A 26,619-nucleotide genomic window follows, 5' to 3' on the forward strand; every position below is an offset into this window, starting at 1 on the left:
CGAAGCAGAGAACTCAACTCGGGCGCAAGTTACTGATCAGCAATTAAAGACCGCGTCCGGCGCGCACGAGCCGCCGGCGCGGGACCGCGTCTGTCGCGATATCGCGAAGGGACAGGAGCGCTATTGTTCCTTGTCCTTGCCGGACATGATGTCGAAATAGGTCCGCCGGGTCTTGTCCTCTCCGGCGCCATAGGCATAGCTCGGTGACGGTGTCTGGTAGCCCGGCGGCGGCTCGACCAGCGACTGGCGCGGCGGCTCGGTCGTGAATTGCTTGGCCTCGCCTTTGTTGTTCGACATCATGCCCCACAGACCGCCGGAGAAACCGAGCTGGGCCGGGCTGAGCGACGGATTGCCGTTGGTGCCCGGCTGAATAGGATCATTGCTCGTGCGCTCGGGTGCGGCTGTCCTGCCGACCTCCATCTCGGCGGGCGACAACGCCCGGCCTGCCTGCCAGCTCTCCGTGGCCTTGACGGCCTTCTTCCGCTGCGCGATGGCCTCCTTGCGGCGTCTCTCGTCAGGGTCCTTCGGCCAGTTCGGCGCGTTCTTGGCTTCAACGCCGGCGGGCGGCGGCAGGTCGAGCTTGGGCGGCACCACCAGCGGCGACCGCTCGCGGTATTCGATACCCTTCTTCTCCATGCTCTTGGCGCCGATGCCCGACATCAGATTGTCGATGAGCTTCTCTTCGAAGGTCATGTCGTCGTCGTCCTCGCCGTCGTCACCGGCGCGAGCGACGCCAGCCGACATGACGAGACCGATGCCGAGCGCGACAGCGGACAATTTCAACGCCCGCCAGAACCCCTGCCGGGGGTCTTCAACCATCGAACCGCTGGTCTTCGAGCTGCGCATCACTGTACCTGTTCCAAAATGTGGCAGTTTGCCGCTCTCGCGCGGCATAATCCCTCGCAAAAGCAAGGTTCCGCCTGCCGGTCCGTATCGGCCGGGATCAGGGCGCTTTTGCGGCGGGTACCCCCAGGAAGGAATCATACAATAGCGCCGCCACGCCAGCAACGATGGCCACGTCCGCGAGGTTGAACACGTACCAATTATAGGTATTTTCGCCGATATTGATGTGAAACAGGGCGAAATCGACCACCGCGCCATAGGCGAGGCGATCGATCCCATTGCCGATGGCGCCGCCAATGATCAGGCCAAGCGCGATGGTTGCCAGCAGGGTGTGCGAGCGGGCCATCCAGATCGCCAGCGCAACCACCGCGACGACCTTCACGGCCATCAGCGCCATTTGCGCCGCCTGACCGTCGTTCTGGAGCCAGCCGAAGCTGATGCCGATGTTCCAGGCCAGCACCAGGTCGAAGAACGGGGTCACCTCGACCGCGCCGCGACGGGCGAGGTCGAACACGTTCAGCAGCCAGAGCTTTGAAGCCTGGTCGGCCACGAGCGTGAGCAGGGCCGCGAGGATGCCGGCGCGGAGCGGGGTCATGGGCAGTCGGCCACAACACGCTCCGTCGTCGTCCTGGCGAAAGCCAGGACCCATAGTCCGAGGCGGTCGTTGTTTGAAAGACTTGCGGTCATCAGCCTTCGTCGCAATTGGCGGCCGTGGAATGGGTCCTGGCTTTCGCCAGGACGACGGTGAGACCTAGATGCTGACCCCCAGCGCCTTCCATTCGCGCAGCGCCTTGGCGTCGCGCGGGGTGACGTCGGGATATTCGGGGTCTTCACCCACCGTCGGCGAAATCTTCCAGGAACGGGCGCATTTGGTGCCGACCGCCTTCTCCACCACGACAGCGACGCCTGGAACGGCATCGAGACGGAATGCGGAAGCCGGCACCTCGCCCTCGCGCACCTCGTAGTTCGAGGTGATGCAGATCTCGGCGAGATCGGTGTCGAACAGCGTCGCAAGCATGTCGCGGTCGGCGACATAGATGACCGGTGATGCCTCCAGCGACGAGCCGATGTTCTTGGCGGCGCGTTCGAGCTCCAGCGCACCGGTGACGACGCGGCGGACATTGCGGATCGCTTCCCACTTCGCGGCGAGCTTGTCGTCGCGCAGGCTTTCGAGGTCGTCGGGAAACTGCGTCAGGTGCACCGAGGGCTCGGCGTCGGGCCTGTACATCCGCCAGGCCTCCTCCGCGGTGAAGCTGAGGATAGGCGCCAGCCATTTCAGGATCGAGCTGCACAACAGGTCGATCGTGGTCAGCGCCGCCTTGCGCGTCGGCGAGGACGGCGGATCGCAATACAGCGTGTCCTTGCGGATGTCGAAATAGAACGCGGAGAGCTCACTGTTCAGGAACGCGGACAAGGTTGCGACCACGGTCTTGTAGTCGAACTCCTGATAGGCTTTGCGGACGACGGCAGCACGGACCGCGAGCTCGTGCAGCATCAGCCGTTCGAGTTCGGGCATGTCGGCGGGCGCGACTGCGTCGGCCGGCTTGTAGTGATCCAGCGTTCCCAGCATCCAGCGTACGGTGTTGCGCAGCTTGCGATAGGTCTCGATGGTGTTCTTCAGGATCTCCGGGCCGATGCGCTGGTCGTCGGCATAGTCGGTGGCGCAGACCCAGAGGCGCAGGATATCCGCGCCCGAATCCTTGATCACCTTCTGAGGCTCGACGGTGTTGCCGATCGACTTCGACATCTTGCGGCCGTTCTCGTCGAGCGTGAAGCCGTGGGTGAGCACGATGTCGTAGGGCGCGCGGCCGCGCGTGCCGGCGCTCTCCAGCAGCGACGAATGAAACCAGCCGCGATGCTGGTCGCTGCCTTCGAGATACATCACGGTGTCGTCGCCGCCGTCGACCTTGCGAACGATGTTGCCGAGCTGCGGGAAGTTCTGGCGATCCTCGAGCACGAAGGCATGTGTGGAGCCGGAATCGAACCAGACGTCGCAGATGTCGTCGATCTTCTTCCAGTCTTCCTTCGCGCGGGATCCAAGGAAGCGCTCGCGGGCGCCTTCCATGTACCAGGCGTCGGCGCCTTCCTCCATGAAGGCCTCGGTGATGCGCTGGTTGACGATCTCGTCCTGCAGGATCTCGGCCGAGCCGTCGCTGTTCTCGCGCACGAAAACGGCGATGGGAACGCCCCAGGCGCGCTGGCGCGAGATCACCCAGTCCGGACGGTTGGCGATCATGCCGTTGATGCGGTTCTCACCTGACGGCGGCACCCATTGCGTGACCGAGATAGCATGCAGCGCGCGAGCCCGCAGCGTATCGCCCTTCCTGGCGTGGCCATCTTCGCTGATGTCCTTGTCCATCGCGATGAACCATTGCGGCGTGTTGCGGAAGATCACCGGCTTCTTCGATCGCCAGGAATGCGGGTACTGGTGCTTGAGGCGGCCGCGCGCGAGCAGCTTGCCGGCCTCGACCAACGCCTTGATCACGGCTTCATTGGCATCGCCCTTCTCGCCCTTGTCGTTGAGCACGCGCTTGCCGGTGAAGCCGGGGGCCTGCGCGGTATAGGCGCCGTTCTCGTCGACAGTGTAGGGGGTCGCGGTCGAGATGCCGCGCTCATCGAGCTCGCGGGTATTGGCCATCCAGACGTCGAAATCCTCGCGGCCGTGGCTCGGCGCGGTGTGCACGAAACCGGTGCCGGTATCGTCGGTGACATGCTCGCCGGCGAGCAGCGGCACGATAAACGCGTAACCGCCATCGAGGCCGCGCAAGGGATGGGCGCACTCCACGGCGTCCAGCGTATCGCCGGGAATGTCGCGCAGCTTCTCATAGGCCGTGACGCGCGCCTGCTTGAACACCTCTGCTGCAAGCGCATCGGCCAGGATCAGGAGATCGCCGGTCTTCGCCCAATTGTCCGCGGCCGCATCCGTCACCTTGTAGAGGCCGTAGGCGATCTTCGGTGAGAACGAGATCGCGCGATTGCCGGGCAGCGTCCAGGGCGTGGTGGTCCAGATCACGACCGATGCATTGGCGAGCGCACCATGTGCCGGGGACGTGACGGGAAACTTCACCCATACCATGTCGGATGTGTAGTCCTCGTACTCGACCTCGGCCTCGGCGAGGGCGGTCTTCTCGACCACGCTCCACATCACCGGCTTGGAGCCGCGATACAGCGTGCCGTTGGCGGCGAACTTCATCAGCTCGCGGGCGATCTGCGCTTCGGCGGGATAGCTCATCGTCTGATAGGGATGATCCCAGTCGCCGATGATGCCGAGCCGCTTGAATTCCTCGCGCTGCACGTTGATCCAGTGTGTCGCATAGGCGCGGCATTCCTTGCGGAACGCCACCATCGCAGCGGAGTCGCGGAAGTCGGGCTTCTGCTTGCCCTTGGAACGGTAGTTCTCTTCCTCGATCTTCCATTCGATCGGCAGGCCGTGGCAGTCCCAACCGGGCACGTAGTTGGAGTCGAAGCCGAGCATCTGCTGGCTCTTGGTCACGACGTCCTTGAGGATCTTGTTCAGCGCGTGCCCGATATGGATGTTGCCATTGGCGTAGGGCGGGCCGTCATGCAGCACGAATTTGGCGCGGCCCTGGGCTTCCTGGCGGAGCTTGTCGTAAAGGCCGATGTCGTTCCAGTATTTCAGCAGCTCCGGCTCGCGCTGCGGCAGGCCGGCCCGCATCGGGAATTCGGTCTGCGGCAGGAACAGGGTTTTCGAATAGTCTTTGGCTTCGGATTTTTGGGACTTTTGTGGCTTGTCGGACATGAGGCTGACTGGCTCGGAAGGGCGCGGGAACGGATGGCGATGCGGAATCGCGGGTGAAACGACGACATCCCGGTCTTGCGCCGAGCCGAAGGCTCAGGCGGAAGCCGGGCCGCTAATCCCTATGATGCGCCGCGCAAACATGGGCTCTCCATAGCAGGGGGGCGGGGGAAGCGCAAAAGGTTCGGCGGGCCGGTTTCCGGCCTCAATCGATGACGCCAAGCCGCGGAAACGCGTCCGGGGCGGCGGCGAGCATGGCGCGGGCGCGGGCGGAATCGTTGTCCATCTGGCGGATCAGGGCATCCAGGCCCTCGAATTTCAGCTCCTCGCGGATGAAGCCGATAAAGGCGCAGTCGAGCGTCTGCCCGTAGAGATCCCCCTTGAAGTCGAACAGGAAGATTTCCAGCAGCGGCGCACCATTGTCGAACGTCGGGCGGCGGCCGAAGCTTGCGACCCCATCCAGCCGCTCCGCGCCGCGGCCGACCCGCACCGCATAGATGCCGTGCTTGAGGCCGCAATTGGCATCAAGGCGGATATTGGCGGTGGGATAACCGAGGTCGCGGCCGCGCTTCTCTCCGTGGATGACCTCGCCGGTGATAAACCAGGGCGCGCCGAGCATGGCCGTGGCCTCGTCGAGTTGGCCTTCGGCGAGCGCGATTCGGATCGCGCTGGACGAGACCGGCCGCTCGTCGATATCGACATGCGGCTGCACGTCGACCTCGATGCCGAGCCGGGGCGCCTCGTTGACGAGGAGGCTCGGCGAGCCGACCCGACCCTTGCCGAAGTGGAAGTCGTAGCCGACGGCGATTCCGCCGATGCCCAGGCGCCCGATCAGGTCGTGGTGAATGAAGTCTTGCGCGCTGGTCCCGGCGCGGGACTTGTCGAAGGTCATGACCACGGCGCCGTCAAGTCCGGTGCCGGCCAGAAGCCGCAGCTTGGCACGCTCGTCCGTCAGGCGGAATTGCGGGGTGTTGGGGCTGAAAAACCGGCGCGGATGCGGCTCGAAGGTCAATGCCAGCGCAGGGCGGCCATGTAGCCGGCCCATTTCCAGCGCCGCAGCGATTACGGCGCGATGGCCGAGATGAACGCCGTCGAAATTGCCCATGGCGACCACGGCACCCCTTGCAATGGCGGAGTCCGGCGTGGTGTCGCGGATAACGGTAAAATGCGGGGCCATCAGGGGAATCTCGAACCGGCGGGACCGGCCGGGACCGTGGCGCGACGGGCCGGATGAAGTCAAGCAGGAGGGGGCGGCCGCATCGAGTGCGATTTCAGTCCACCGGGGGCGTTCCCAGTTAACGCGCTGTTTAACGCCTTGGTGCTAGTCCTTGGGCGTGGAACCGCGGGGCTCCGGCCCGGCAGGTCCGATCGTAATATTTCCTGGGTTTGCGTTGGGGGAGTCGAGATGGCGGTTGATTTGTCGATGTCGGTTCTGGTGGTTGACGACTACAGCACCATGATCCGTATCATCAGGAACCTCCTGAAGCAGCTTGGCTTCGAGAATATCGATGATGCAAGCGACGGTTCGGCAGCGCTGAACAAGATGCGTGGCAAGAAGTACGGGCTCGTGATTTCCGACTGGAACATGGAGCCGATGACGGGTTACGACCTGCTGCGCGAAGTGCGCGCGGATCCGAACCTCGCCACCACGCCCTTCATCATGATCACGGCCGAATCAAAGACCGAGAACGTGATCGCGGCCAAGAAGGCCGGCGTGAACAACTACATCGTCAAGCCGTTCAACGCGGCGACGCTGAAGACCAAGATCGAGGCGGTCTTCCCGGACATGGCGAGCGCGTAAGGCGCGATCGAAGCCATCAGTTGAATTCGGAAAGCCCGGGCGATTGTCCCGGGCTTTCTGCGTCGGGTTCGTCGTTCCGGAATCGACGCCCCACATCAACCGGGAATGACGATCAACTCGCTACCACTTCAGTTCGCGCATCAGCGCCTTCGGGGGATGGCCGAACAATTCCAGCACCGACGCCGGGTCGAGCTGGTCGAGACCCTCGAACTCCTCGGCATGGATGCCGCGGGTCACGAACAGGCAATCGATGCCGAACTCGCGCGCGCCGGTGAGGTCGGTCCGGACGGAATCGCCGATCGCGAGCACCTTTTTGCGGTCGATCTGGTGGCCTTGGCGTTCGCCGGCGAGCGCCATCGCGCGCTCGTAGATCGGCCGGTGCGGCTTGCCGTAGAAGATCACCTCGCCGCCGAGCTCGCGATAGAGCTCCGCGATCGCGCCGGCGCAATAGATCAGGCGGTCGCCGCGTTCCACCACGATGTCGGGGTTGGCACAAACCAGCGTCAGCTTGCGCTCGCGCGCCTTCAGCATCATGCCGCGATAGTCTTCCGCCGTCTCGGTCTCGTCGTCATAGAGGCCGGTGCAGACGATGTAATCCGCCTCTTCCAGCGGCGCGGTCACCGCATCGAGGCCGCGATAGATCGAGTTGTCGCGCTCGGGGCCGAGCCAGAACATCTTGCGGCCGGGATGGTCGGCGACATAGAGCCGCGTCAGGTCGCCTGAAGACACGATCGCGTCATAGGTCTCGTCGGCGACGCCGAGCTTGCGCAATTGCCGCTGCACGGAGTCGGCCGGGCGCGGCGCGTTGGTGATCAGGATGACCGTACCGCCGCGGCTGCGGTAGGTGTGCAGCGCCTCGCAGGCTTCGGGGAAGGATTCAAGACCGTTATGGACCACGCCCCAGATGTCGCTGAGCACGACGTCCACGCCCGCCACGAGTTCACGCAGGCTTTCGGCGAAATGCAGTGTGGTCATGATGCGTGCGGCCGATCAGATACGTCGCGCGAGCGCGGCGTTGCCGGTGACGCGCTGTGGCGCAGACGCAGCCGACGTCGCGCCTGAGCTGGATATGCCGGAGCCATTGGATCCCTGAATGTCCTGTGCCTGGTTCGGCGCGGCGGTAGCAGATGACCCCTCCGGCCGCAATGGCCGGGGCGGCGCGAACAGGAACCCCTGGCCGAACCGCACGTCATAATCGAGCAGGTCGATCACGGCGCGCTCGCCCTCGATTCGCTCGGCGATCAGATCGATGCCGAAGCGGCCGAGCAGGTCGGAGAGATCGGACGGGTGGATGTCCGAGGCCGAAGCCTGCCTGGGGTCGAGCAGGAGCGAGGCCGGCACCTTGATGAAGCGCACGCCGCGATCGGCGAGCTCGCGCGGTTCGATGCGCAAATCGGTGACATGGTCGATCGAGAAACGGAAGCCGCGCTGGGCGAGCGCCGCGAGATTCTCGGTTTCGGCCGGGCCGAGATTGCGGAAGGTGGATTGCTTGAATTCCAGCACCAGCGAGGGCGCCAGCGCCCGATTGGCTTCGAGGAAATCGAGGTATTGCGCGAAGGTCGTGGAATTGCCGAGCGTGGAAGCCGCGACGTTGCAGAACACGCCGACTTCCTTGTTGCGTACCATCAGGCGCCGCAGCACCTGCACGCAGCGCAGCATGACCATGTTGTCGATGCGCCCGATCAACCCGGAGGCCTCCGCGATGCTGATGAACTCCTCGGCCGCGACCAGCTGGTCACGCTCGTCGCGCAGGCGCGTCACGGCCTCGTAGAACCGGACCTTGCGCTGCGGCAGCGACACCATCGGCTGGAGGAAGATGTCGATGCGGTTCTCGTCGATCGCGTTGCGGAGCGTCGCCAGCAATTGGGTCTGGTTGCGGCCGTTGGCGGTCTGAACCGGATTGGCGGTCTGGGTCTGGATCGCCGGTGCTGCCGGCCGCATTGGCGGCGGCGCGGGCGCCGGGGCAGCCGGCCGTTCCTCCTCGAACGTGGCCATCAGGTCGAGCGGCGCGTCCGGCTCCTGCCTTGCGACCGGCGCGGGGGCCGACACTGGCGCGTTGCCGGCCATCAGATCCTCATGGGCCGACACGGTGGTGGCGAGTTGCCTGACCAGTCCGCCGAGTTCGTTGATCTCGCCGACCACCGACTGGATGCGGTCGGAGTTGGCCGAATTGGAAGAGGCGATGCGTGCTTCGATCGTGGCGAGCCGGCGGCCGAATTCGGCGACCTGACGGGCGAGGTCGGCGGTGCCGCGCGAAAGATCGGCGATCTGGCCGCCGACGTCGCTGCGGTCGCGCAGTCGCATCGACACTGCATTGTAGAGGATCAGGAAGGTCAGCGCCGTCAGCGCCACGATCGCGGATTCGGTTCCGCTGATGCCGGCGACCGCGTAGAGCAGGAGCCCGAGCGAGGCGGCGACCAGAACCATGCAGATCGCGATGAAGATCGTCGAAATACGAATCATGCCGCGCGTTACGCCTCAAGAGCTGACTGCCTGACCGGGAAAACACGGGTGGCGTTTCGAACCCGTCACGCCGCATGCTCCCCCAAGCGGCATGACCTTAACATCATTGTTGATTCGAGGGGATAGCGGCCCAATCGCAGAGTCAGGACGGCGCCGCGGCGCCGACCGTGTCGGCCGAGACGGCCTCGCGGGTGCCTAGCGGCTTGGGCGGCCCGGTGGTCGTGTCGCGCAAGGTCTGCCGTTCGATCTCCGAATTCAGCTCAGCCCCGAACATGATGACGATGGCCGACATCCACATCCACATCATCAAGCCGATCGCAGCGCCGAGCGAGCCGTAGGTCGCGTTGTAATTTGCGAATTCGGACAGATACCAGGACAGCAGCGCCGAGCCGGCGATCCAGAGGATCGCGGCCGTCACAGCGCCGGGGCTCAGCCATTGCCAGCGCGGGGCGTCGCGGCTGGGCGCGAAGCGGTAGAGGACGGCGAGCGCCGCAAGGAGAATGACGAACAGCACCGGCCATCGCGCCAGCGCCACGATCAGCTTGCTTTCGGGCGCCATGCCGAGGTGGTTGAGCGCGAGCGGGAAGGCGACGACGGCGCCCACCATCAGCAGCAGGGCAACGATGCCACCGACCGTGAAAGCCAGCGAGACCGTGTTCAGCCGGATGAAGCTGCGCTTTTCACGCTCCTCATAGGCGACGTTGAGGGCGTCGAAGATGGCTTTGACGCCGGCATTGGCGCTCCAGATCGCGAGCACGAGTCCAAACAGGAAAGTGAAACCAAGGGTCGCGCCGCCGTTCGACACGACGCGCGCCACCTGGTCCTCGACGATCTGGAACGCGCCCTCGGGCAGCATCATCGCGAGCGATTGCAGGTTGGAACTGATCGTCGAGGGATCGGCGAACAGGCCATAGAATGAAACCAGCGCCGTGATAGCGGGAAAGATCGCGAGCAGTCCGAAAAAGACGACGCCGCCGGCGGTCGCGAGCAGGCGATCCTCGTCGATGCGCTGATAGGTGCGCCAGAGGATGTCCTTCCAGCCTGCCCACGGGATCGCGAACGGGCTTTTCGCGCGGCGGCCGCGGCCGGGCTGCGAGGCTGCGCCCGTCGGGCTCGTTTCCGGCGAATTCGCCTCGCCGTTGCGGTGGTCTTGCGGAGGTCCCGGCCGGATCAGGCCAGAATCCTGGAAATACCGTTCCGCGGTGAGCACGAACACGGTCGTGGCTGCGACTAACAGCCAGCTGTCGAATTGCTCGGCGCGCCGCATACGCATTTTCAGGTATCCGCTCCGTGGCCGTGACGCCGCCTGCGCGCGGCCGTGATCCCGACCAGCCCAACGGCCGCGAGCATCAGCCCGAGTTGCACGGGCCGGTTGGACCGAGCCGGCCACGTGCTGCCGCCATGTCCTGACTCATGTCCTCGTTCGCCCGGCGCGAGCGGCGCCAGGGGAATTGTCGTCGCGACCTCTTTCACCGCCTCCTTCACCGTTCCGCGCGGGATGCGCGGGGTGGCGATAGCCACCCGTAGGCGGCTGGCGAGCGGCACGATCGGCTTGGTCTTGCGCTTCATCTGGGCCATGGCCACGCCGGCGCAGGCGGCGGCCAGGACCAGGAGCACAGCGCCGACGGCGCCGAACCCCCAGAATTGCCCGTAATGGATTGCAATCCAGCGGTACAGGGCGATCAGGCCGACGAAGAAGGCTGCGACGACGAACAAGCCCGCAACCGCGAGCAGTCCGGCCGCAGCCGCGTACGACGTCATGCGCCCTGTGGCCTGGTTGCTCCGGTCGCGGGCATAGGACTGGGCGGCGCGCTTGAGATGGTTGAGCTTGAGCGCGACGCCGGCGCGCAGCAATTCGCCCGATGGCGCAAGCATGCAGTTATCCTCCGAGTGCGAGAAAATTCGTCGGGGGATGAACGTGGCGGTATTTGACTTGTTCCGACGAGGTCTGCCCGCCGTGATGGATCAGCCGAGATCGGCTGCCGCGATCCAGAACACTTCGCCCTCGGAGTCCTCGGTGTCGAGCCAGAGCAGCGGCAATTCAGGAAAGGCCTCGTCAACCAATTCGCGGCCGCGGCCGATCTCGCAGATCAGCCCGCCATGCGGCGTCAAATGGCCGGGCGCATCGCGCAGGATCCGGCGCACCACATCGAGACCGTCGGCGCCGCCGTCGAAGGCGAGCTTCGGCTCGGCCCGGCACTCGGGCGGCAGCGCCGCCATGCCTTCGGCGTCGACATAAGGCGGGTTGGTGATGATCAGGTCGTATTTGGTGTTACCGAGTGGGGCGAACAGGTCGCCGCGATGCAGGCTGATCCGGCCATCGAGCCCGTATTCGCCGACATTTCGTCTGGCGACGTCGATCGCGCCCTTCGAGATATCGACGGCATCGATCGTGGCGTTCGGGAAATGATGCGCGGCGAGGATCGCGAGGCATCCCGATCCCGTGCAGAGATCGAGCACGCGCTCGACGGCGCTGGAATCGTCGATCAGCGAGCCGGCTTCGCCGTCGCCGCCGAAATGCGACTCCAAGAGTTCACCGATGAAGGAGCGCGGAACGATGACGCGCTCGTCGACATAAAACGGCAGGCCGCGCATGTAGATCTTGTTGACGAGATACGCGGCCGGTTTGCGCGTGGTGACGCGCTGATGAACGAGATCGATGATGGTCCTGCCCTCGGCGGTCGTGACGCGCGCGTTGGCAAAAATCTCGAACTGCTCGGGATGCAGATGCAGGGCTTCACAGACCAGGAAAGCCGCTTCCGCGACCGGATCGGGCGTGCCATGGGCAAAGGCGAGCTTGGCCTCATTGAAGCGGCTCACTGCATAGCGGACGAAATCGATCAGCGTGAGAAGCTCGCCGCGGCCCACCTTCGCGAGCTTTGGCGCGGCGTGGCCGCGCACGGCCTTTTTGGATGTTGTTGCCATCAGGATCGGGTCCAGCGTGCGGCGGCTTCGTCGTCGCGGGCCTGGGCCTCGACCCAGCCGGTGCCGGTGGCGCTCTCTTCCTTCTTCCAGAACGGCGCGTTGGTCTTGAGATAATCCATCAGGAACTCGGCTGCCTGGAACGCTGCCTGGCGGTGCTGCGAGGCGGTCAGCACCAGCACGATGTTCTGGCCGGGCATGAAACGGCCGACGCGATGGATCACCGTGACGCCGCTGAGAGGCCAGCGCGAGATGGCCTCGTCGGCATGGCGCCTGATCTCTTCCTCGGCCATGCCGGGATAATGCTCCAGCGAGAGCGCGGCGATCTTCGCGCTGTCTTCGTCGCTGCGGCAGATGCCGGAAAAACTCACGACCGCACCGATGTCGGTGCGGTTCCCGGTCAGCACCGCGATCTCGCGTGCGATGTCGAAATCGTCTTGCTGGATACGGATGGTGACGGGGCAGGTGGTGACGGGCATGGCCTAGCCGCCGGTCATCGGCGGGAAGAACGCGATCTCGCGAGCGCCCGCGATCGCGGCGTCCGACTTGACGTGGGCATGGTCGATCGCGGTGCGGATCACCTTCGGCTTCTCGAACGCATAGGCGTAGGCTTCGCCTTGGCCGGACAGCCAGGCGATCAGCTCTTCCACGGTGCGCACGGTCGCAGGCGGCTCGATCGTCTCCTCGGCCTTGCCGATGCGCTCGCGCACCCAGGCGAAGTACTTCACCTTCATCCCTCATCCTCCTTGATGAGGTGATGGATGCCCGCGCCGAAATAGTCGTAGCCGGTGTACATGGTGAGGATCGCCGAGGCCCAGAGCAGCGCCAGCCCGATCATCGAGACCATGGGCACGACCTCATCGCCGGCCGGACCAGCCAGCAGGAAGCCGATGGCGATGAGCTGAACCGTCGTCTTCCATTTCGCAAGCTTGGTCACGGGCACGCTGACACGCAGCGCGGCAAGATATTCGCGCAGGCCCGAGACCAGGATCTCGCGGCACAGGATCACGATGGCGGCCCACAGCGACCAGCCGTGAATGATGCCGTCGGCGGCCAGCATCAGCAGGCACGAGGCGACCAGAAGCTTGTCGGCGATCGGATCGAGCATGCGGCCGAACGCCGATTGCTGATTCCAGATCCGTGCGTAATAGCCGTCGAGGTAATCGGTGACCGCAGCCGCGATAAAAATGGCGACGGCGACCCAGCGCAGCCACAGCGGGCCGTCCATGATCGACTGTGCGTAGATGCACCCGACCACGACCGGGATCGCGGCGATCCGGCCGTAGGTCAGGATGTTCGGGAGGGACATCGCGCGGCTGGTCGTCCCTCGTGTCGTGGCGATGTTCATCCGTCCTACCAATACCGCTGCAGCCTGAAGGTCAACCGTTCCGCTCCCCAAATGGGGTGCGGGATGCGACGACCATATGACCGCGGCCCCCCTTTTATTTCACCCCGGCTGGGGATGGAAATACTCGAAAATCCTGCGGGCGCTCTCGGCGCTCACCCCCGGAACCTTACCGAGATCGGTGATCGAGGCCCGTTCGATCTCCTTCAGGGTTCCGAAATGATGCAGCAAGGCACGTTTGCGTGACGGACCGATGCCAGGAATCTCCTGCAAGCCGGCCTCGCGGATGTCCTTCTTGCGCAGCTTGCGGTGCGAGCCGATGACGAAACGGTGCGCCTCGTCCCGCAGCCGCTGGATGAAATAGAGCACGGGGTCGCGCGGCTCCAGCTTGATCGCCTCGCGCTCCGGCATGAACAGGGTCTCGCGGCCGGCATCCCGGTCCGGCCCCTTGGCCACCGACATCAGCGCCACCTGGGTCAGGCCGAGATTTGCAAAGATGTCCCGGACCGCGTTGAGCTGGCCGCGGCCGCCATCGATGATCACGAGATCGGGCCATTGCGGGAAGTCGTCGTCCTTGGCTTTGGCCGCATTGTCCTCGGGTGGATTGATCAAGCGCTTGAAACGGCGTTCGAGCACCTCGCGCATCATCCCGTAATCGTCGCCGGGCGTCAGGCCCTCCGACTTGATGTTGAACTTGCGGTACTGGTTTTTCACAAAACCGTCCGGGCCGGCGACGATCATGGCGCCGACTGCGTTGGTGCCCTGGATGTGGCTGTTGTCGTAGACCTCGATCCGCTTCGGCGCATGCGTCAGGCTCAGGGTCGTGGCCATGGCGTCCAACAGGCGGCTCTGCGTCGCGGTGTCCGCGAGCTTGCGGCCCAGGGCCTCGCGCGCGTTGGTGAGCGCGTGGGTGACGAGCTCCTTCTTCTCGCCGCGCTTCGGCATGGACACTTCGACCTTGCGGCCGGCCTTGATCGACAGCGCGTTGGCGAGCAGCTCGCTCTCCTCGATCTCGTGCGAGAGCAGGATATTCCTCGGCGGCGGCTTGTCGTCATAGAACTGGGCGAGGAAGGAGCCGAGCACCTCTTCCGGCGTATAGGTCTTCTCCGCGCGCGGGAAATAGGCGCGGTTGCCCCAGTTCTGCCCGGTGCGGAAGAAGAACACCTCGACGCAGGAGAAGCCGCCCTCCTGGTGGATGGCGAACACGTCGGCTTCTTCCACCGTGCGCGGATTGATGCCCTGCTGCGACTGGATCGCGGACAGCGCAGCGAGGCGGTCGCGGTAGAGCGCGGCGCTCTCGAATTCGAGCTCGCCGGAGGCCTTCTCCATCTCCGCGGCAAGCTCCTGCTTCACCGCATGGCTCCTGCCGGACAGGAAGTCGCTCGCCTCGCGCACCAGGGTCGTGTAGCCGGGGAAGTCGATCTCGCGGGTGCAGGGGCCGGCGCAACGGCGGATCTGGTAGAGCAGGCAGGGCCGCGAGCGACTCTCGAAGAAGGAATCCGTGCAGGAGCGGATCAGGAACGCGCGCTGAAGTGCGGTGATGGTGCGGTTGACGGCGCCGGCGGAGGCGAACGGGCCGAAATAGCGACCCGGCCGCGTCTGCGCGCCGCGATGCTTCAGGATCTGCGGCGCCCAATGGTCGCCCGTGATCAGGATATAGGGAAACGACTTGTCGTCGCGCAGCTGCACGTTGAAGCGCGGCCGAAGCTGCTTGATGAGGTTGGCCTCCAGCAGCAGGGCTTCGGTCTCGGTGTGGGTCGAGATGATTTCCACGGTCACCGTGGCGGCGATCATGCGCAGGATGCGCGCCGGCTGCGGCGCACTCTGGCGCGCATAGTTCGACAGGCGCTTTTTGACGTTCTTGGCCTTGCCGACATAGAGCACGTCGGCATTCGCATTGAGCATGCGGTAGACGCCGGGCGAGGTGGGGGCGAGGCGCACCGCGCGTTCGATCGCCTCGTGGCCGGTCGCCAGCGGCTCTTCGCCGACGGTGCCGCTCTCTTCCAGGATGTCCGGCAGCCGCGCATCGTCCTCGTCGTCGCCATTCGCAGTGGCGGGATCGAGGTCCGGCGGCGCGGCTTCCGTTTCCTGGGGAGGGACGTCGGGTGCGTTGCCGCGCACGGGTTTGCGTACGCGTGCGTCGTCCGGATTGTCGGGGGAATCGTGAACCATGGTGCGAATTTAAGCGCTGCGGGTGTCGATTTGAAGTTCCGGCCGAGCGGCACGCACAGGATGGCGGCGCAGTTCCCGGTAACGCTTGCTTAAGCCTGTTAACAGCGCAGTAACCCGGCTTAACAGGCCTTTAACTTAAAACTCTCGATAAATCTTACGCGAAAAATGGTGGTTCCGTAACCATGCGGTTTTGCCTCGCGCGGCGACGCGGGCATCGCAGCGGTGACGGGAGTTGCGTTGGAGTGTGTGATGAAGAGGCTCGTTGTGGGCGCAGCCGCATTGGCTGCAGTCGGCTGGACGGCTTCGGCAGAGGCCGCCGATCTCAATTACGGGCAGCGAGCGCCCTACACGGTCAATCAGCCGCTCAACGCCTATAGCTGGGCCGGTCCGTATCTCGGTGGCAATCTTGGCTATGAATGGGGTTCGGTGAACAACAATCCCGCAAAACCGTCGGGCTTCGTCGGCGGCGTTCAGGCCGGCTACAATTTCCAGAACGGCCCATGGGTGTTCGGCGTCGAGGGCGACATCCAGGCCGCCGGTGCCGACGACACCTTCGCGCCGTGGAAGTTCTCCAATCCGTGGTTCGGAACCCTGCGCGGCCGCGCCGGCTACGCCTTCAGCAACGTGCTGTTCTACGGCACGGCGGGCCTCGCCTTCGGCGAGCTGCGCGCGCAGACGTTCGGCTGGACCGAGTCGCACACCAGCGCCGGCTGGACCATCGGTGCCGGCGCGGAAGTTATGTTCGCGCCGAACTGGAGCGCCAAGCTCGAATATCTCTATATCGATCTCTCGACGAGTCAGTTCGCGATTACGGGCGTGTCAAACGGCTATAGCGCCAGCGTTGTGCGCGCAGGCGTGAACTATCACTTCTGATAGCTAAAGAAGAAAATACCGGACCAACCTCCCGGCCGCTTGCGGCCGGGATTTTTTTGACGCTTGGCTCGCTAGGGAAGGATGACCAAATCGACCGCCTTCGGCCCCTTGCCCTTCTTGTCCGGTTCGACTTCGAAAGTAATACGCTGTCCTTCGGCAAGGTCCTTCAGTCCGGCCCGCTCCACAGCAGTAATATGTACGAAGACGTCGCGGCCCCCGTCGTCCGGTTTGATGAATCCGTAGCCGCGCTCACCGTTGAAAAACTTGACCGTTCCCGTCATGGCCATCGGGAAACTCCCCCTCATTGCTCCTCCGTCGTGACGCAGACGCGCGTCACGACATGACCGGGCCTTACGAAGCCCGGGAGCTGGCCATCCTTCGGCAGACCATTCGGTCCGACTGGATCTTTCTTAGGCCTTCACTCCGCCGCAACCATTCGCGGAAGCGGAACGTAAAGCCAGTCACTGCAACAGCATAATACGGTTCTCTGCAGATTGACTACCGCTCCTGCATATTTTTCCCAAGAATGCCGGAGTGTTACGGTCTCGGCACCTCTAACCGGAATCTGGCAGCGCCACCCTGGCCGAGCGGCATTTCCAGCTCCGGCAGGATCGTCTTGAGTTCGCCGTGCAGCGTGTAAGGGGGATTGACGATCAAGAGCCCGCTGGAGGTGAGGGCTGCGCCGTCGGCTTGCGGCGCCACGCTGAATTCGAGGCGCAGGCATTTTCCCGGCGGTTTTGCTGCGGCTGCGAGCCGCGCCACTGATTGCACCAGCGTGTCGGTGGCGCGTCGGCTCTTGGCGGGATACCAGATTACATAGATACCGGTCGGCCATTTCGCGAAAGCCGCCGAGAAGGCCTCTGCGAGCTTTTCGAACTCGTCCTTTGCCTCGAAGGGCGGGTCGATCAGAACGAGCCCACGCCGTTCCTTCGGCGGCACGAAAGCCGGCAGCGCCATCCAGCCGTCGAGGTCGACCACGCGGGCCTGTTCGTCGCGGCGCAGTACGCCGATCAGCGCCTTGCGCGCCTTCGGCTCGAGCTCGCAGAGCAAGAGGCGGTCCTGCGGCCTCAGCAGGCCGCGTGCGATCAGCGGCGAGCCCGGATAGGCCTTGAGCTCGCCCTTCGGATTGAAGGCGCGGACGATGTCGAGATAGGGCTTGGTCAGCGCCATGGCGTCGTTCGACAACCGCGCCTGCATCAGCCGCGCAATGCCCGTCAGCCACTCGCCGCCCCGGCGCGCTTCGTCGCTTTCGAGATCGTAGAGGCCAGCGCCGGCATGGGTGTCGATGACGCGGAACGCACCCGGCTTGTCCTGGAGATAGGTGATGATGCGCGTCAGCACGATGTGCTTGATGACATCGGCGAAGTTGCCGGCATGGAAGGCGTGGCGGTAATTCATGCAAGAGCACTACGCCACGTGACGGCCCGAGCAAAGAGGCACGACGCCTGGGCTAGCCACCCCGGATCGGCGGCATCGTCACCTGGTCGCGGCGGCAGGCGCGGCGGTCGATCTCCTCGCAGGCGCGGAATTGCAGGTCCTTGCTGAGGCAGATGCGGACTTCCGATAGCCGCGTCCGGTTGCAGGTGATCGAGACGGCGGCATTGCTGAGGCCCGGATTGGCCTTGATGAAGGCTTCCTCCACCTCCGCCGGCGCCACGGTCTTGGCCTGCGATAGATCGAGATATTCGGCTGGAATCTTGATCGCGGCGCGCGCCTTGCGGATCGTCTCGAAATAGCTGCGGTCAGCGAGCCCCGAGCAGGTGCCGTGCTTGTCCCACTCATTGAAGATCAGCCCCGGCGCCGGCATCAGATCGAGCATGGAGGAGACGATGCTGCGGTTCAGCCGCGGCGAGGGCCGCTGGCAATATTCCGGAAATCCGCTCTCATATTGCGGCCACAAACCATGCACCACGAAAGCGTAGGGCCGTCCGCTGCACTGGGTCTGCGAGCGGCCGCCGCGCTCCGCCGCCTCCTCGCAGAAAGAGGGCGACCAAGACAGTGACAGCACATAAAAATCGAATTCGCCGGGCGTGTTCTGCCGCTTGTCCTGGGCCTTTGCGCCATCGCCCAGCGCAGCCAGCCCGGCCGCAAGCGTCAGCGAGATCATCAGGCGGGAGAACGAATGCAATCTGGAATGAAACATGGCGACGCCCCTCAACTAGACTGTGCAGACAAGCCTAGCAGGCGATAAGAACATTTCAAGAACAAAATGCGGGTGACCGTCGTTCGGCCGCCTGATCGGTCCGGATCAGAACGTTTCAATTACTGTTTGGCGGCGCGGCAGGCCGGGTTGTAGGCCCAGTTGCGGTCGAGCCCGACCACGCACCATTCGACGCCTTGGCCGTAGCCGGCGAAGCCGCCATCCTCCACGATCGAGAAATGCACCTTGCGCATCTTGCCGTCCGTGAGCATGGCCTCGCCGGTGCAATAGCGGCGCGGGATGTTGTCGGATGCCCAAGGCCGGAACGCGGTCTCGTGAACTGCGGCGAAGCCGGTGATCTTCAACGAAGAATTCCAGAACGCGCTTTCTTTCTCCCAGAACTGGGTCGCGATCGTCGGCAGCGCCCTGTCGCACTCGGAGACGTTGCCGTCATAGCGCGGCCCGCTCAGCCAGAAATTCAGCTCCAGCGGATTGGCGGCCCTGGCCTCGCCGAGCGACAGCGCCCCGAACAGGAGGCCGAGCACGGCGGCAAAGCGGAGCGATTTCAGGAAGGTCGAGGCGCGCATGGATGATCCAGACAGCATGATCTGCAAGGGTCGGACGGTGCCGTGAAGGCCGGGGGAGGTCAAGTGCAGCGCGGCAACACTTGCCGACGAGTTGACCGCAATGCTGCGTTGGACCGGCCATCCGTTCTTTCCACCGCCGCGCCGACACCGTAAACTGCCGCCAACCAATCGGAGTGACGGGAATGCGAATCATTGCGGCCGCGGGCCTACTTGCCTTGGGTATGATGGCGAGCCAGTCGGCGCATGCCGATCTGCTTCCGGTGCCTCCGTTCAAGGGCAACGACACCGGCGGCATCATCGCCTATTCGATGGCAACCCAGGTCGATGCGCGGCAGGTCGCGGTCGATCACTGCGCGCGCTATGGCAAAGTCGCCAAATTCCTGGCGGTGCAGGCCTATGAGGGCGGCTACATCTCGTTCTCCTGCCGCTGGGTGCCCTATGGCGCCGCCGACCAGCCGATCCGCACGCTCTACTGAGGCGCTTTCGCACGCCGCTACCTCTCAGCCGGGAACTTCCCACATGACGCGCAAACTCGCTTTGCTCGGCTCCGCCCTTTGCCTCGTGTTGTCGGCAGGCAGCGCTCGCGCTGACGACCTGCCGGTGCGTAAGGCAGGGCTGTGGGAATTGAAGATGGTCCGGACCGGCACGCCGGTGCCCGAGATGACCATGCAGCACTGCACCGACGAGACCGTCGACAAGGAAATGAACAACAACGTCTCGCCGATGGCCAAGCAGATCTGCGCCAAGCAGGACATCAAGAAGACCGCGACCGGCTATGTCAGCGATTCCGAGTGCAATGTCGCCGGCATCAGCACGACTTCGCATGCTGAGATCACCGGCGATTTCAATTCGGCCTATACGGTGAAGACGTCGTCGCACGCGCAAGGCGGCGCCGCCGGCGCGGCAGGCCGCGACACGACCGTGCAGCTCGAAGCGAAATGGCTGGGAGCCTGCAAGCCGGACCAGAAGCCCGGCGACATCGTGATGCCCGGCGGCTTCAAGATGAACGTGCGTGACATGGACAAGCTGAAGGCGCTGCTGCCGAAGTAAGGCTCTTCCCCTCTCCCCTTGTGGGAGAGGGTGGCCGCCGCGCAGCGGCGAGACGGGTGAGGGGTTTGTCTCCGCGTGTGACTCTTTTCGCTTTGAATTCGCGGAGAGAGACCCCTCATCCGGCGCTTCGCGCCACCTTCTCCCACAGGGGGAGAAGGGAAGAGGCAGCTACACCGGTATCCGCACGCTCGCCCTTAATCCGCCCATCGGACTGTCGCCAAGCGTGATGTCGCCGCCGTGCGAGCGGGCGATGTCGCGGGCGATCGCGAGGCCAAGACCTGTGCCGCCTTCGTCCTGGTTGCGGGCGTTGTCGAGCCGCAGGAACGGCTTGAACACCTCTTCGCGCAGATGGGCGGGAATGCCCGGCCCGTCATCGTCCACCGTCACGGTCAAATAACGGTGATCGCGCTGGCCGGTGATGGCGATGCTCTTGCCGTAGCGGGCGGCGTTGGTGACGAGGTTGGCGAGGCAGCGCTTGAATGAGGCCGGCTTCACCGTGACCACGGGCAGCCCGTTGAACGCAACGGTCGCCGTGTGGCCGTGGCGCTCGGCGTCGCTGCGCAGCTCCTCGAGCGCCTGGGCCATGTCGGTCGGCTGCGACTGCTCGCCGGAATCGCCGCGGGCAAACGCGAGGTAGTCCTCGAGCATCATCGACATCTCGTCGACGTCCTTGCGCATGCCCTCCATTTCGGGGCTGTCGCCGATCAACGCCAGCTCGAGCTTGAACCGCGTCAGGATCGTGCGCAGATCATGGCTGACGCCGGCTAGCATCGCGGTGCGTTGCTCCATCGTTCGCTCGATGCGCGACTTCATTTCGAGGAAGGCGACCGACGCGCGCCGCACCTCGCGCGCGCCACGCGGGCGGAAATTCGGCGCCTCGCGGCCCTTGCCAAAACTTTCGGCGGCGTCGGCAAGTCGCAGGATCGGCTTGATCTGGTTGCGCAGGAATAGCACCGCGACGATCAGCAGGATCGAGGACGTGCCGACCATCCAGAACAGGAAGATCTCCGAGTTCGAGGCATAGGCGGCGCTGCGCTGCGCGAACACGCGCATCACGGCGTCGTCGAGCTGGATCCGGATCTCGACGAGGTTGGAGCGGCCGACCGTGTCGATCCAGAAGGAGCGCCCGATCTGGCGGCCGAGCTGCACCGACAGCGTCTGGTCGAGCAGCGAGAAGAACGGCTTTGGTCCCGGCGGCGGCATGTCGCCGGCCGGGAGGAAATCGACGACGAGGCCCAGGCGCTGCTGCGCGATGCGGCGGATCTGGTCGCGATCCTTGTCTTGCGGGTAGCCCTTGTAGACGTCGATCAGCGCGGCGATGTCCTGCACCACCGCGGCCGACAGGCGGCGTGTCACCGTGTTCCAGTGCCGCTCCATGAACACGAAGGCGACCACCGATTGCAGGATCACCATCGGCACGATCATGATCAGCAGCGCACGCGCATAAAGGCCGGTCGGCATCCAGCCCTTGAACGCATTGCCCATCCAGCCATTGGCGGCGGAGACGCGGCCGGCGGCGCTCTTCAAAAGCGTCAGGCCGGTATCGATCGTGCTCATCGGTGGCGGTTCACTCTTTATGGCGAGGCTACCAGCCGGTAGCCGATGCCGCGCACGGCCTGGAGGAACAGCGGATTGGCGGGATCGGTCTCGATCTTGCGCCGCAGGCGGTTGATCTGCACGTCGACGGCGCGCTCGTTGACGCTGCCATTGCCGGTCAGCGCGCTGCGCGGCACGGTCTCGCCCGGTGTCTCCGACAAAATCCGCAGCATCTCGCGCTCGCGGTCGGTGAGGTGAATGACGTCTTCGCCCTGGCGCAATTCGCCGCGGTCGAGGTGATAGATGTACGGGCCAAACGCGATCTTCTCGACCGCAGCGGCCTGTGGCGGCGGCGCGGCGCGCTTGAGGATGTTGTTGATGCGCAGCGCAAGCTCGCGCGGCTCGAACGGCTTTGCGACGTAATCGTCGGCACCGATCTGCAGGCCCTCGATGCGCGCTTCGGCTTCATGCCGCGCCGTCAGCATCACGATCGGCACCGAGGACGAGGTCCGGATGAAACGGGCGAGATCGAAGCCGGTCTCGCCGGGCATCATGACATCCAGGATCAAGAGGTCGAAGTGCAGGCCCAAAAGCTTGGAACGGGCATCGCTAGCGCTCGCGGCGGTCGAGACGCGATAACCTTCGCCGGCAAGGAAGCGCGAGAGCAGATCGCGGATGCGGCGGTCGTCATCGACCAGCAGGAGATGCGGGGCATCGTCTGCGGGACGTGCCGGCGGGCGTGCGAGCGTGGCAGCGAGCGGCACGGTCACTCCTTGTCCTGATTGACGGTGGCAAAGATCGTCTCGAGCACCTTGTCCGGATCGTCGCGGTCGATCATCGCGCGCAGGAAGCGCTTGACGGTCTCGGCATCCTGCGGCGCCATCTCGGCAAGCGCCTTGGTGATGCGCGTGGTCTGGAGGCCGGCGAGCTTCTGCACCAGCGCCTCGCCCTTCGGTGTCGCAAACAGCAGGCGTTGGCGGCGATCATTGTCGCCGGTCTTCTGCACGATATAGCCCTCGTCCAGGAGCTGCTTGAGCACCCGGCCGAGCGATTGCTTGGTGATGCGCAGGACGTCGAGGAGGTCGGCGACCTTGAGGCCGGGATAACGATAGACAAAGTGCATGACGCGGTGATGGGCCCGGCCGAAGCCGAACGCCTCCAGCTCCTGGTCGGGATCGCCGACAAAATCGCGATAGGCGAAGAACAGCAGTTCGATGATATCCCAGCGCAAATTGCCTCCGTCGTCTGCGGCCGGCCGCGGCCCGGCTGCGTCTTGAGAAGGAGTCGCGAAATTTATGTCAGGCATATTGACGTATCTTGGTCTCAATTTTACAAAACGATCAGCCCGCACGAAATTTTAGATCGTTTCGCGTCGGGTGGGCGTCGAAGCAAGGCGGCCGCAGTGGGCCGGACAGGCGGCAACGGCCGGAGCAGATCTACCGTGCGATGTCGAACGGCATTTCGGCAAAACATACTGGACTTCCGTCTTCCGCAAAAGCATGTCCTCCGTGACATGCTGGCCACGGAAACCGGCCGTAACAAGGCTGGCGGCGGTCCGGCCAGAAACCAATCGAGCCAGCCGGGCCCAAATCGGGGCAGGCGGGTGCCACAACGGCGCCGCTACCGGCAGCGGGAGGCAAGGACATGAGCATGAAATTCGACATCCAGCCCGCATCCAATCCGACCTCCGAGAAGGATCGGGTCGCCAAGCTGGTCGACCCCGGTTTCGGGCGGGTCTTCACCGACCACATGGCAGTGGTCCGCTACAACCAGGCCAAGGGTGGCTGGTACGAGGCGCGTGTCGAGGCCCGCGCCAATTTCCAGCTCGATCCGGCCGGCGCCGTCCTGCACTACGCCCAGGAAATTTTTGAAGGCCTCAAGGCCTACAAGCGCGACGACGGCGGCGTGAACCTGTTTCGCCCCGATGCCAATGCCCGGCGCTTCAAGGACTCGGCGGACCGCATGGCGATGGCGCAGCTCCCTGAAGACGTCTTCATCGAGGCGGTCGAGCAAATCGTGCGCATCGATCGCGCCTGGATGCCGGGCGGCGAGGGCAGCCTTTACCTGCGCCCCTTCATGATCGCGAGCGAGACCTTCCTCGGCGTCAAGCCGTCGTCCGAATACATTTTCGCGGTGATCGCCTCGCCGGTCGGCTCCTACTTCAAGGGCGGCCCCGCGCCGGTCTCGATCTGGGTGTCGGAGAATTACACGCGCGCTGCCGTCGGCGGCACCGGCGCCGTCAAATGCGGCGGCAACTATGCCGCAAGCCTGCGTGCGCAGGCCGAGGCGATCCAGCACGGCTGCGACCAGGTCGTCTTTCTCGATGCAATCGAGCGCCGCTACATCGAAGAGCTCGGCGGCATGAATGTGTTCTTCGTGTTCGACGACGGGTCGCTCTCGACGCCGCCGCTGGGCACCATCCTGCCCGGCATCACCCGCGACTCCATCATTGCGCTGGCCAAAGACGCCGGCAAGACCGTGCGTGAGGAGCCGTACTCGCTCGACCAGTGGCGCAAGGATGCGGCCAGCGGCAAGCTGAAGGAAGCGTTTGCCTGCGGCACCGCCGCCGTGATCTCGCCGATCGGCACGGTGCGCTCGGTGAGCGGCGATTTCGAGATCAGCGGCGGTGCCGCGGGCCCCGTCGCCATGGGCCTGCGCAAGCAGCTCGTCGACATCCAGTACGGCCGCACCAACGATCCGCACAACTGGATCCGGAAGGTGGATTGAGGCCCTTCTTCCTTCTCCCCTTGTGGGAGAAGGTGGCGCGAAGCGCCGGATGAGGGGTTCTATCCGCGAGTTCAAGGGTCAGTTGGACTCGCGGATAGAACCCCTCACCCGTCTCGCCGCTACGCGGCGAGCCACCCTCTCCCACAAGGGGAGAGGGGAAAAGGGCATCGCTGGTTGGCTTTTCTCGCCATGAACGCGACACCATGATCGTGCGACAAAGTCCAAGACCTCGCATACCCAGACATCGAGTCATCCGGACATCGCGATCATGACATCCACTCTTCCCCAGTCCCTGAAATGGGTCGTTCTTGCCGCGGTCACCGGCATCACCGTATTCGGCATTCTGACCATCGGCCCCAAGCCGGACGTCTCCGCTGAGGGCCGTTCGCCCGTCGTCGACGTGCGCACCACCGATCCGGAGATGAACACCGCGATCGCGCGCGCCCGCGGCACGCTGCCGACCTTTTGGGCCTCCTACGAGGCGCCGAAGCCGTCGGAGACAGGGCATGCCCTGAAGGTGCACTTTTCGACCCGCAAAGGCGGTGAGCACATCTGGATGGCCGAGGTGAAGAAGCTACCCAATGGGGCCTATTCCGGCCTCTTCGCCAACGAGCCACGCGATCTGGCCGGCAAGCGGGCAGGCGATAAGGTCGAATTCACTGAAGCCGACATCTCGGACTGGATGTTCATGCGCAACGGCAAGATCGTCGGCGGCGAAACCATCAAGCCAACGCTGAAGTCGCTGCCGAATGCGGATGCCGACGCGCTCCGGGCGCGGATGGAGCAGCCGTAAGCGATTACCCGGCAGTTGCCGCATCACGCGTCGGCTGGTAAATGCCGCGCATGGCCGAAAAACCCAAAAAATCCCAGAAACTGAAGGCGCGCCTGCCGCGCGGGCTCGAGGATCGCGATCCCGCCGCGATCCGGGCGACGCGCGAGATGGTGGAAAAGATCCGGACCGTGTACGAACTCTACGGGTTCGAGCCGGTGGAAACGCCGGCGATGGAATACACCGACGCGCTCGGCAAGTTCCTGCCCGACCAGGATCGTCCGAACGAGGGCGTGTTCTCGTTCCAGGACGACGACGAGCAGTGGATCAGCCTCCGCTATGATTTGACCGCGCCGCTCGCCCGCTATGTCGGCGAGCGATACGGGACCGACGGTCTTGTGTTGCCCTACCGCAGCTACCGCGTCGGCTACGTCTTCCGCAACGAGAAGCCCGGCCCCGGCCGCTTCCGCCAGTTCATGCAGTTCGATGCGGATACGGTGGGATCGGCCACGCCGGCGGCGGACGCGGAGATCTGCATGATGGCCGCGGACACGATGGAAGCGCTAGGCATTGCGCGCGGCTCGTATGTCGTCAAGGTGAACAATCGCAAGGTGCTCGACGGCGTTCTGGAAGCCATCGGGCTCGGCGGCGAAGAGAACGCAGCACGCAGACTGACGGTGCTGCGCGCGATCGACAAGCTCGACAAATTTCCCGCCGAGGAAGTTCGCAAACTGCTCGGTCCCGGTAGATGGGATGGCGGCGAAGAAGGCAAGGGCGACTTCACGAAGGGCGCCAATTTGAGCGCGTCGGAGGCTGACGTCGTTCTCGCCATCACCAAACCGCGCGACGATTGGAAAGAGGCGATCGCCGCGGCGGAGGTCTATCTCGCCAAGAGCGAAGTCGGTCAGGCCGGCGTGAGCGAGCTGGAAGAGATCGCGAAACTGGTGACGGCGTCGGGGTACGGCGCGGACCGCATCAAGATCGATCCCTCCGTGGTGCGCGGTCTCGAATATTACACGGGCCCCGTCTACGAGGTCGAATTGCTGCTCGAGACCAAGGATGACAAGGGCCGCCCGGTCCGCTTCGGCTCGGTCGGCGGTGGTGGCCGCTATGATGGTCTCGTCTCGCGCTTTCGCGGCGAGCCGGTGCCGGCGACCGGATTCTCGATCGGCGTGTCGCGGCTTCAGGCCGCGCTGACTCTGCTTGGCAAGCTCGACACGCGGCCCGAGTTCGGCCCCGTCGTCGTCACCGTGTTCGACCGCGACCGCGTCGCCGACTATCAGAAGATGGTCGCATCGTTGCGAACCGCCGGCATTCGCGCCGAACTCTATCTCGGCAATCCCAAGAACATGGGCAACCAGCTCAAATATGCCGATCGCCGCAATGCGCCCTGCGTCATCATCCAGGGCTCGGATGAAAAAGCGCGTGGCGAGGTGCAGATCAAGGATCTGATCGAGGGCGCGAAGGCGGCGGCCGCGATCGCTTCCAACCAGGAATGGCGCGAGAGCCGCCCGGCGCAGTTCTCGTGCAGCGAGGCCGACCTCGTCGCCAAAGTGCGCGAGGTGTTGGCGCGGCATGACGTGAGCTGGGGCTAGCCATTCGCTGACGTCGCCATGCCCGGGCTTGTCCCGGAC

General features: G+C 64.6%; 27 protein-coding genes. 7 read left to right on the top strand and 20 right to left on the bottom strand.

Annotation, left to right across the window (positions count from 1 at the left end; genetic code table 11):
• Positions 1 to 120 precede the first annotated feature (120 nt).
• The 4 genes from IVA93_RS05040 to IVA93_RS05055 all read right to left on the bottom strand — a co-directional run bounded on the left by IVA93_RS05040 (position 121) and on the right by IVA93_RS05055 (position 5,777).
• Positions 121 to 846 (bottom strand): hypothetical protein, encoded by a 726-nt coding sequence (locus IVA93_RS05040; protein ID WP_018453482.1) that lies wholly within the window; start codon positions 844 to 846, stop codon positions 121 to 123.
• 97 nt (positions 847 to 943) lie between these two features.
• A complete protein-coding gene (gene lspA, locus IVA93_RS05045; protein ID WP_026232539.1) occupies positions 944 to 1,438 on the bottom strand; it encodes a signal peptidase II in 495 nt (164 codons plus the stop codon).
• A gap of 156 nt (positions 1,439 to 1,594) precedes the next feature.
• The gene (ileS, locus tag IVA93_RS05050; RefSeq protein WP_247299163.1) at positions 1,595 to 4,603 is read right to left on the bottom strand and encodes an isoleucine--tRNA ligase; all 3,009 of its coding nucleotides are present in this window, start codon (positions 4,601 to 4,603) and stop codon (positions 1,595 to 1,597) included.
• Between the two features lie 202 nt (positions 4,604 to 4,805).
• A complete protein-coding gene (locus tag IVA93_RS05055; RefSeq protein WP_018453485.1) occupies positions 4,806 to 5,777 on the bottom strand; it encodes a bifunctional riboflavin kinase/FAD synthetase in 972 nt (323 codons plus the stop codon).
• 228 nt (positions 5,778 to 6,005) lie between these two features.
• On the opposite strand from IVA93_RS05055, the gene IVA93_RS05060 reads away from it, so the two are divergent.
• Positions 6,006 to 6,401, top strand: a complete 396-nt coding sequence (locus tag IVA93_RS05060) for a response regulator (protein ID WP_007596883.1) — start codon at positions 6,006 to 6,008, stop codon at positions 6,399 to 6,401.
• 120 nt (positions 6,402 to 6,521) lie between these two features.
• Here IVA93_RS05060 and IVA93_RS05065 read toward each other — a convergent pair whose 3' ends face one another.
• The 9 genes from IVA93_RS05065 to uvrC form a co-directional block, all read right to left on the bottom strand.
• Positions 6,522 to 7,376, bottom strand: coding sequence for a TIGR01459 family HAD-type hydrolase (locus IVA93_RS05065; protein ID WP_018453486.1), 855 nt, complete (start codon positions 7,374 to 7,376; stop codon positions 6,522 to 6,524).
• Between the two features lie 15 nt (positions 7,377 to 7,391).
• Complete coding sequence (locus IVA93_RS05070; RefSeq protein ID WP_018453487.1) at positions 7,392 to 8,864, bottom strand: EAL domain-containing protein; 1,473 nt, start codon at positions 8,862 to 8,864, stop codon at positions 7,392 to 7,394.
• Between the two features lie 142 nt (positions 8,865 to 9,006).
• Positions 9,007 to 10,137 carry a YihY/virulence factor BrkB family protein gene (locus IVA93_RS05075; protein WP_026232540.1) on the bottom strand — a complete coding sequence of 377 codons (1,131 nt, stop codon included), beginning with the start codon at positions 10,135 to 10,137 and terminating at the stop codon, positions 9,007 to 9,009.
• A gap of 2 nt (positions 10,138 to 10,139) precedes the next feature.
• The gene (locus IVA93_RS05080) at positions 10,140 to 10,739 is read right to left on the bottom strand and encodes a hypothetical protein (protein WP_018453489.1); all 600 of its coding nucleotides are present in this window, start codon (positions 10,737 to 10,739) and stop codon (positions 10,140 to 10,142) included.
• A gap of 90 nt (positions 10,740 to 10,829) precedes the next feature.
• The gene (prmB, locus tag IVA93_RS05085) at positions 10,830 to 11,789 is read right to left on the bottom strand and encodes a 50S ribosomal protein L3 N(5)-glutamine methyltransferase (RefSeq protein ID WP_018453490.1); all 960 of its coding nucleotides are present in this window, start codon (positions 11,787 to 11,789) and stop codon (positions 10,830 to 10,832) included.
• A complete protein-coding gene (locus IVA93_RS05090) occupies positions 11,789 to 12,265 on the bottom strand; it encodes a molybdenum cofactor biosynthesis protein MoaE (protein ID WP_018453491.1) in 477 nt (158 codons plus the stop codon). Before IVA93_RS05090 ends, prmB begins: the two co-directional genes overlap by 1 nt.
• Before the next feature lie 3 nt (positions 12,266 to 12,268).
• Complete coding sequence (gene moaD / locus IVA93_RS05095; protein ID WP_018453492.1) at positions 12,269 to 12,520, bottom strand: molybdopterin converting factor subunit 1; 252 nt, start codon at positions 12,518 to 12,520, stop codon at positions 12,269 to 12,271.
• Positions 12,517 to 13,134 carry a CDP-diacylglycerol--glycerol-3-phosphate 3-phosphatidyltransferase gene (gene pgsA, locus IVA93_RS05100; protein WP_007596859.1) on the bottom strand — a complete coding sequence of 206 codons (618 nt, stop codon included), beginning with the start codon at positions 13,132 to 13,134 and terminating at the stop codon, positions 12,517 to 12,519. Before pgsA ends, moaD begins: the two co-directional genes overlap by 4 nt.
• Positions 13,135 to 13,233: 99 nt before the next feature.
• Positions 13,234 to 15,303 (bottom strand): excinuclease ABC subunit UvrC, encoded by a 2,070-nt coding sequence (uvrC, locus tag IVA93_RS05105; RefSeq protein WP_018453494.1) that lies wholly within the window; start codon positions 15,301 to 15,303, stop codon positions 13,234 to 13,236.
• A 249-nt stretch (positions 15,304 to 15,552) separates the two neighbouring features.
• On the opposite strand from uvrC, the gene IVA93_RS05110 reads away from it, so the two are divergent.
• Positions 15,553 to 16,176: an outer membrane protein gene (locus IVA93_RS05110; protein ID WP_018453495.1), complete on the top strand. Its 624-nt coding sequence runs from the start codon at positions 15,553 to 15,555 to the stop codon at positions 16,174 to 16,176.
• A gap of 71 nt (positions 16,177 to 16,247) precedes the next feature.
• Here the strand turns inward: IVA93_RS05110 and IVA93_RS05115 are convergent, their stop codons facing one another.
• The 4 genes from IVA93_RS05115 to IVA93_RS05130 form a co-directional block, all read right to left on the bottom strand.
• The gene (locus IVA93_RS05115) at positions 16,248 to 16,463 is read right to left on the bottom strand and encodes a cold-shock protein (protein WP_007614865.1); all 216 of its coding nucleotides are present in this window, start codon (positions 16,461 to 16,463) and stop codon (positions 16,248 to 16,250) included.
• A gap of 250 nt (positions 16,464 to 16,713) precedes the next feature.
• A complete protein-coding gene (locus IVA93_RS05120; RefSeq protein WP_018453496.1) occupies positions 16,714 to 17,574 on the bottom strand; it encodes a 23S rRNA (adenine(2030)-N(6))-methyltransferase RlmJ in 861 nt (286 codons plus the stop codon).
• Between the two features lie 52 nt (positions 17,575 to 17,626).
• On the bottom strand, positions 17,627 to 18,319 hold the full coding sequence (locus IVA93_RS05125) for a ribonuclease T2 family protein (protein WP_247539322.1): 693 nt from the start codon (positions 18,317 to 18,319) through the stop codon (positions 17,627 to 17,629).
• Between the two features lie 119 nt (positions 18,320 to 18,438).
• Positions 18,439 to 18,903, bottom strand: a complete 465-nt coding sequence (locus IVA93_RS05130; protein WP_018453498.1) for a hypothetical protein — start codon at positions 18,901 to 18,903, stop codon at positions 18,439 to 18,441.
• 182 nt (positions 18,904 to 19,085) lie between these two features.
• Between IVA93_RS05130 and IVA93_RS05135 the strand changes: the two genes are divergently transcribed.
• Complete coding sequence (locus IVA93_RS05135; protein WP_026232542.1) at positions 19,086 to 19,379, top strand: hypothetical protein; 294 nt, start codon at positions 19,086 to 19,088, stop codon at positions 19,377 to 19,379.
• Between the two features lie 43 nt (positions 19,380 to 19,422).
• Positions 19,423 to 19,953 (top strand): DUF3617 domain-containing protein, encoded by a 531-nt coding sequence (locus IVA93_RS05140; protein WP_018453500.1) that lies wholly within the window; start codon positions 19,423 to 19,425, stop codon positions 19,951 to 19,953.
• 168 nt (positions 19,954 to 20,121) lie between these two features.
• Here IVA93_RS05140 and IVA93_RS05145 read toward each other — a convergent pair whose 3' ends face one another.
• The 3 genes from IVA93_RS05145 to IVA93_RS05155 are packed head-to-tail and all read right to left on the bottom strand — an operon-like array spanning position 20,122 to position 22,795.
• Entirely contained in the window at positions 20,122 to 21,510 is a 1,389-nt protein-coding gene (locus tag IVA93_RS05145; protein WP_018453501.1) for an ATP-binding protein, read from the bottom strand.
• A gap of 17 nt (positions 21,511 to 21,527) precedes the next feature.
• Entirely contained in the window at positions 21,528 to 22,259 is a 732-nt protein-coding gene (locus tag IVA93_RS05150) for a response regulator (RefSeq protein WP_018453502.1), read from the bottom strand.
• Complete coding sequence (locus tag IVA93_RS05155) at positions 22,256 to 22,795, bottom strand: MarR family winged helix-turn-helix transcriptional regulator (RefSeq protein ID WP_007596846.1); 540 nt, start codon at positions 22,793 to 22,795, stop codon at positions 22,256 to 22,258. The genes IVA93_RS05150 and IVA93_RS05155 overlap by 4 nt, the downstream gene beginning before the upstream one ends.
• 338 nt (positions 22,796 to 23,133) lie before the next feature.
• On the opposite strand from IVA93_RS05155, the gene IVA93_RS05160 reads away from it, so the two are divergent.
• From IVA93_RS05160 to hisS, 3 genes are all read left to right on the top strand, one after another.
• Entirely contained in the window at positions 23,134 to 24,216 is a 1,083-nt protein-coding gene (locus IVA93_RS05160; RefSeq protein ID WP_026232543.1) for a branched-chain amino acid aminotransferase, read from the top strand.
• 268 nt (positions 24,217 to 24,484) lie between these two features.
• A complete protein-coding gene (locus IVA93_RS05165; protein WP_247539324.1) occupies positions 24,485 to 25,009 on the top strand; it encodes a YegJ family protein in 525 nt (174 codons plus the stop codon).
• Between the two features lie 50 nt (positions 25,010 to 25,059).
• Entirely contained in the window at positions 25,060 to 26,580 is a 1,521-nt protein-coding gene (hisS, locus tag IVA93_RS05170) for a histidine--tRNA ligase (protein ID WP_026232544.1), read from the top strand.
• Positions 26,581 to 26,619 lie beyond the last annotated feature (39 nt).

This window comes from Bradyrhizobium sp. 155 (assembly GCF_023101105.1).
Lineage (GTDB): Bacteria > Pseudomonadota > Alphaproteobacteria > Rhizobiales > Xanthobacteraceae > Bradyrhizobium > Bradyrhizobium canariense_D.

Coding starts and splice junctions, on each gene's coding strand:
- IVA93_RS05040 (WP_018453482.1), bottom strand. CDS start 846: ATGCGCAGCTCGAAGACCAGCGGTTCGATGGTTGAAGACCCCCGGCAG.
- lspA (WP_026232539.1), bottom strand. CDS start 1,438: ATGACCCCGCTCCGCGCCGGCATCCTCGCGGCCCTGCTCACGCTCGTG.
- ileS (WP_247299163.1), bottom strand. CDS start 4,603: ATGTCCGACAAGCCACAAAAGTCCCAAAAATCCGAAGCCAAAGACTAT.
- IVA93_RS05055 (WP_018453485.1), bottom strand. CDS start 5,777: ATGGCCCCGCATTTTACCGTTATCCGCGACACCACGCCGGACTCCGCC.
- IVA93_RS05060 (WP_007596883.1), top strand. CDS start 6,006: ATGGCGGTTGATTTGTCGATGTCGGTTCTGGTGGTTGACGACTACAGC.
- IVA93_RS05065 (WP_018453486.1), bottom strand. CDS start 7,376: ATGACCACACTGCATTTCGCCGAAAGCCTGCGTGAACTCGTGGCGGGC.
- IVA93_RS05070 (WP_018453487.1), bottom strand. CDS start 8,864: ATGATTCGTATTTCGACGATCTTCATCGCGATCTGCATGGTTCTGGTC.
- IVA93_RS05075 (WP_026232540.1), bottom strand. CDS start 10,137: ATGCGTATGCGGCGCGCCGAGCAATTCGACAGCTGGCTGTTAGTCGCA.
- IVA93_RS05080 (WP_018453489.1), bottom strand. CDS start 10,739: ATGCTTGCGCCATCGGGCGAATTGCTGCGCGCCGGCGTCGCGCTCAAG.
- prmB (WP_018453490.1), bottom strand. CDS start 11,789: ATGGCAACAACATCCAAAAAGGCCGTGCGCGGCCACGCCGCGCCAAAG.
- IVA93_RS05090 (WP_018453491.1), bottom strand. CDS start 12,265: ATGCCCGTCACCACCTGCCCCGTCACCATCCGTATCCAGCAAGACGAT.
- moaD (WP_018453492.1), bottom strand. CDS start 12,520: ATGAAGGTGAAGTACTTCGCCTGGGTGCGCGAGCGCATCGGCAAGGCC.
- pgsA (WP_007596859.1), bottom strand. CDS start 13,134: ATGAACATCGCCACGACACGAGGGACGACCAGCCGCGCGATGTCCCTC.
- uvrC (WP_018453494.1), bottom strand. CDS start 15,303: ATGGTTCACGATTCCCCCGACAATCCGGACGACGCACGCGTACGCAAA.
- IVA93_RS05110 (WP_018453495.1), top strand. CDS start 15,553: ATGAAGAGGCTCGTTGTGGGCGCAGCCGCATTGGCTGCAGTCGGCTGG.
- IVA93_RS05115 (WP_007614865.1), bottom strand. CDS start 16,463: ATGGCCATGACGGGAACGGTCAAGTTTTTCAACGGTGAGCGCGGCTAC.
- IVA93_RS05120 (WP_018453496.1), bottom strand. CDS start 17,574: ATGAATTACCGCCACGCCTTCCATGCCGGCAACTTCGCCGATGTCATC.
- IVA93_RS05125 (WP_247539322.1), bottom strand. CDS start 18,319: ATGTTTCATTCCAGATTGCATTCGTTCTCCCGCCTGATGATCTCGCTG.
- IVA93_RS05130 (WP_018453498.1), bottom strand. CDS start 18,903: ATGCGCGCCTCGACCTTCCTGAAATCGCTCCGCTTTGCCGCCGTGCTC.
- IVA93_RS05135 (WP_026232542.1), top strand. CDS start 19,086: ATGCGAATCATTGCGGCCGCGGGCCTACTTGCCTTGGGTATGATGGCG.
- IVA93_RS05140 (WP_018453500.1), top strand. CDS start 19,423: ATGACGCGCAAACTCGCTTTGCTCGGCTCCGCCCTTTGCCTCGTGTTG.
- IVA93_RS05145 (WP_018453501.1), bottom strand. CDS start 21,510: ATGAGCACGATCGATACCGGCCTGACGCTTTTGAAGAGCGCCGCCGGC.
- IVA93_RS05155 (WP_007596846.1), bottom strand. CDS start 22,795: ATGCCTGACATAAATTTCGCGACTCCTTCTCAAGACGCAGCCGGGCCG.
- IVA93_RS05160 (WP_026232543.1), top strand. CDS start 23,134: ATGAGCATGAAATTCGACATCCAGCCCGCATCCAATCCGACCTCCGAG.
- IVA93_RS05165 (WP_247539324.1), top strand. CDS start 24,485: ATGACATCCACTCTTCCCCAGTCCCTGAAATGGGTCGTTCTTGCCGCG.
- hisS (WP_026232544.1), top strand. CDS start 25,060: ATGGCCGAAAAACCCAAAAAATCCCAGAAACTGAAGGCGCGCCTGCCG.